At 69.0% G+C, this 4609-nt stretch carries 4 protein-coding genes; all 4 read right to left on the minus strand.

Translation table 11 applies throughout. The annotated features are described in order from the left end of the window. Positions 1-234 (minus strand): DegT/DnrJ/EryC1/StrS family aminotransferase (locus tag V6M46_RS13190; protein ID WP_332665862.1); only part of this gene is annotated, 234 nt, incomplete at its 3' end. 95 nt (positions 235-329) lie between these two features. Continuing rightward, positions 330-665, minus strand: a complete 336-nt coding sequence (locus tag V6M46_RS13195) for a hypothetical protein (RefSeq protein WP_332665865.1) — start codon at positions 663-665, stop codon at positions 330-332. Beyond that, on the minus strand, positions 662-3088 hold the full coding sequence (locus tag V6M46_RS13200; RefSeq protein WP_332665868.1) for a glycosyltransferase family 2 protein: 2427 nt from the start codon (positions 3086-3088) through the stop codon (positions 662-664). The genes V6M46_RS13195 and V6M46_RS13200 overlap by 4 nt, the downstream gene beginning before the upstream one ends. A 155-nt stretch (positions 3089-3243) precedes the next feature. Then, positions 3244-4533 (minus strand): cyclopropane-fatty-acyl-phospholipid synthase family protein, encoded by a 1290-nt coding sequence (locus V6M46_RS13205; RefSeq protein ID WP_332665871.1) that lies wholly within the window; start codon positions 4531-4533, stop codon positions 3244-3246. Between the last annotated feature and the right edge of the window lie 76 nt (positions 4534-4609).

Raw genomic sequence — 4609 nt, forward strand, 5'->3', positions numbered from 1 at the left:
GATGACCTCGTCACCGGGACCGATGCCGAGCGCGAGCAATGACAGCTGGAGAGCCGAGGTGCCGGAGTTGACGGCGACGCAGTGCGCCCCGCCGACCACCTCGGCGAACTCGTCCTCGAAGCCTTTGACCTCTGGACCCTGGACGACCATGCCACTGCGGAGGACGCGCACGGCAGCCTCGATGTCCTCCTCAGCGATGACCGGACGCGCCGAGGGGATGAATGATTCGTTCATAGGTTCGCCACACTATGACAAAGCCAAACCCGTCCGCCAATTGCCCTGATTCTCGGCTGCGGGACGCATTCGCCGCCGTCCGCGGGTGCGGACGTTCATCCACCCGTTGGTGGATCCTCGCCGCCGGCTGATCCGGCCAGGCCTTCGGCACGAAGGCCGACGGCCACCAGGTCCGACTGGAGCGCGCGCGCCTCGGTGACCACCCGCGCAGACACGTTGGTGACGTCACGGCTGAGCCGCTCGAGCGCTGCGGTGTTGCGGCCGCTGCGCCGGACCGCCTCCAGCATGACGGCGAGGGTCGACGCCTGGAGCAGCAGCACGCAGATGACCGCGAGTGGCCAGGCCTCCACAAGGGCGGCAACTGCTCCGACCACCAGCACCGCGCCGACGCCTGCGCCGACGAGGAGGAACTTCCGATTGGGCAACCTCACGCTGATTCCTTCCGTTCCGCCCCCGCGAGGAGAGCCCCGATCCTGGCGGCGAACACCTCGGCGGACAGCTCCGAGTCGAGGAACTCGTAGCCCCGTGCCTGCTGCTGACGATGGTGGTCGGGCCGCGAGACCATCTCGTCGACCAGCTGGCGAGCAGTCGTGTCGCGCAGATAGAGCGCGGCCGGCCCGAACACCGGCTCGTAGGCCGGGTCGAGGATCACCACGCACCCGTGGGCCAGCGCCGACAACGCAGCCTGCACGGGTTCGACGCCCGCCGAGCTGAGCGGCAGACCGACCAGGAAGTCGAGCTGACCGACGAACTCGCCGTCCGACGGCTCGGTGGTTCGCAACCAGTTGGGGGGGATCGCGCGGCCGGCGGCCACCGAGGCGAACGCGCGCTCGGAGTCACGTATGCGCACGTCGTAGCCGTCGTCGTCGGGGAAGATGTCGAGCCACTGCTCCCAGCTCGGCGGGTCGTGCGGGCGGGCGTCGGCCGTGGCGCCCATGATCGGACGCATCCCGCCGCGCAGACCGGCGCGACGGATCGCGGCACGGGACACCGCGCCGAGCACCACCGGCGGATGAACCGCGTGGTCGGAGACGGTGGCCAGCGAACGCGCGATGCCCTCGCTCGCGGGCAACCACTCGGGCTCGGTCCCGAACAGCTCCCGTGCGTGTCGCTCGACCACGACGGGGTCGTAGACAAGGTCCCCGGCCGGCGACGTCGGAGGATGACCCGCCACGATCACCACCCGCTCGGCGCTGATCCGGCTCGAGTCGGTCGGTCTCGGATAGCTCAGCAGCTCAGGGTCACGGACCAGCACCAACCGGGCCTGGAGGGGGTCCTCCCAGCGCACAGGGGTCAGAGCTCCGGAAGCGCGCAGGTCCATCGTCTCGGGTCCTGGAGGAAGTCGCTCCCGCCGGGCGAACCGCATCGTCACGGCGTGCGCCGACGCGACCGTCAGACCTGCGGCTGCGAGCGCTGCGACCTCGGCGGGACCGCCCTCGTAACGGCTGACCTGTTGCCGCCAGTCGGACATCAGCACGACGTCGAAGCGGCGTTCGGGGTCGAGCGGCACACCGAGGTAGGGCGGCGGGGCCGGGAACGGGCGCGGCCGGCCGGGCACGAGCCGCGCCTCCTGGCGAGTGGCGATTCCGGTGGCGTGCCAGTGCATGTAGGACTCGCGGTAGAAGACCCGGTTGGCGTTGCGCCAGCCGAACATGAAGTCACCGCGCGACAACGAGTCGCTCGTCAGCTGCACCAGAGCCAGCGGCAGGTTCATGTCCTGGATGCTGTCGTTGCCGAACACGACCTCCAGGCGGGAGGTGAACTCCGAGTCGGCCGCCTTGCGCACCTCGTCGTAGCCACCGAGCGCCGCGAGCACGGGCTCGCGCCGGAACAGCAGCGACGAGGCATTCTGCCGCATGGAGCTGAAGCCGATCTTGTTCTGGCTCAGCCCGGAGTCGAGGCGCACCGCGCGGCTGAGCGATGCCACCAGGCTCGGGTCGTCCAACAGCGGCCGGAGCTGGCGCTCGATGCGCTCCGGGTGGGACCAGTCGTCAGAGTCCTGGAAGGCGATGAACTCGCCACGCGCCAGCGCCATCGCGAAGTTGCGGATCTTGTAGGTGCCGCCGTTGACCGGCATGCGGAGCAGCTCGATGCGATCGTCCAGCGCGACCGCCTCGGCGATCAGCGGCTGGTATTCGTCGGGCGAGCGGTCGTCGACGACCAGCACCTGCAGGTGTGGCCAGGTCTGCGACAGCAAGGAACGCAGCGACGTCACCAGGCTCGCGTCCGGCTTGAAGACCGACATGATGATCGAGACGGTCGGCCCGGGTTCGGCCACGGGCACCGGAGTCGTGGCCGGCTCGATGCGGTCGAACGGCGAGTCGTCGCCGTCTCGCAGCGTGATCGGCAGCAGACCACGATCCTCGAACAGCCGGTTGAACGAGCGCAGCCAGCCCTCGATCGTCGAGCCGGCCCGACCCATCTGCGGGTGGGCGAGCTCGGTCTCGAGCATCCAGCGCGACTCCTCGTCCAGACGGATCTTCGGCAGGATCGAGCTCACGTAGTCGACGCGACCCACCGCGAGGTTGGTCTGCGCGTCGAGTCGGTCGGTGTGACCCGGCAGGCCGAGGCCGACCCTGGACCGACCTGCGAGAAGCAGCCGCAACGCCTGGTGCAGGTCCGCCGACTCGGTGTAGTCGAGAACCGCGCCGGGCCAGCCTGCCCTGGCGCGCGCAAGTGCCGTGACTGCCACGACATCGAACTCGTCGCCGGTTGTGGACGACCCCGACGCGACCAGCTCGCGCAGCCTGCTCAGCACCTCGTCGTAGCCCATGGTGCCCCCGGTCGCCATGGCCGCGAGGAGCTCGAGACCGGCCTGCGACTGATAGCGCATCGTCGTGCTGGCGATCGTCAACGGATGCTTCCGGAGGTGCCGAGCGTGATCGCGAACATACTGCGGCACGGACGTTTCCATGGGCGAGCGGACTCCAGGCGATCGGTGGCGGGGTTGGCGCTCGCGCGCCTCGTCGAGCGTATCCGGTGCCCTCGACGCGCCGCGAGCCACGTGGCTCAGCTACCCCAGGTCGGGCGGAGTGGCCAGTCTGCGTTGCCGTGCGCGTCAGTCTTGACCGCCAGCACGTGGTGCAGCTCGATCTCGTTGCGCTCGAACGCGAGCCGTGATCCGGCCATGTAGATGCCCCACACCTTGGCGCGGCCGAGGCTGACCTCGCCGAGCGCCTCGTCCCAGTGCTCGGCCAGGTTGTCGCACCAGCCCTTGAGCGTCAGGGCGTAGTGCTCGCGCAGGTTCTCGACATGGCGCACCTCGAGGCCCGCATCCTGCGCCGCCGTGGTGATGCGGCCGACGCCGGTGAGCTCGCCGTCCGGGAAGACGTAGCGGTCGATGAACGCGCCGGTCGACATGGTCTTGTTGTGCGGCCGCGTGATGCAGTGGTTGAGCAGCCGGCCGCCGACCTTGAGATGGTCGCGCAGGAACGTGAAGTAGGAGTTGTAGTTGCGTACGCCGATGTGCTCGGTCAGGCCGATCGAGCTGATCGCGTCGAAGTTGGTCTCGGTGACGTCGCGGTAGTCCATGAAGCGGACCTCGGCGAGGTCGTCAAGGCCTTGGCGCTTGATCTCTTCCTGCGCCCACGCGGCCTGCTCCCGCGACAGCGTCACGCCGATGACCTTGACGCCGTAGTGCTTGGCGGCATGGCGCACCATGCCGCCCCAGCCGCAGCCGATGTCGAGCAGGCGCTGCCCGGGCTGCAGGTTGAGCTTGCGGGCAACCAGGTCGTACTTCTCGAACTGGGCCTCCTCGAGCGTCGAGTCGAGCGTCGGGTAGACCGCGCACGTGTAGGTCATCGACGGGCCGAGCACGAGCTCGTAGAAGCGGTTGGAGACGTCGTAGTGGTGGTGGATCGCGTCGGCGTCACGCTTCTTGTTGTGGCGCAGGCCCTCCATGGCGCGGCGCCACTTGGGGAGGTGCTCCTCCGGGGGCGGCGGCGGGGGCTTGAGGTTGCCGAAGCCCAGGCTGCGGACGATCTGGACCATCTCGGCGGCCGACGGCACCTTGAACTTGAGCTGGCTCATGATCAGGACCATGGCGTCATAGGGGTTGCCCGGGTGGACACCCTCGAGCTCGAGGTCGCCCGACACATAGGCCCGCGCGAAGCCCAGGTCGCCCGGCGCGGTCATCAAATAGGACAGGCCGCGCTCGTTGAGCAGGCGCAGCTTGATCGGTGCGTCCTCCGGCCCCGCAACGCTGCCGTCGAAGGCCTCGAAGCGGAACGGCAGGCCGTCCTTCATGAGCCGTCCGAGCGCGTCCGCGATCGTCAGCCGTACTCCCACGTCTGTGGTCATGAGTTCCTCACCGCTTTCTCGTACAGGGTGCTCAGTCTGCCCTCGGGGTCGTATCGCCTGCGGGCGGCGGCGAGCA

Source organism: Aeromicrobium sp. (assembly GCF_036676885.1).
Taxonomy (GTDB): Bacteria; Actinomycetota; Actinomycetes; order Propionibacteriales; family Nocardioidaceae; genus Aeromicrobium.

Coding starts and splice junctions, on each gene's coding strand:
- V6M46_RS13205 (WP_332665871.1), bottom strand. CDS start 4,533: ATGACCACAGACGTGGGAGTACGGCTGACGATCGCGGACGCGCTCGGA.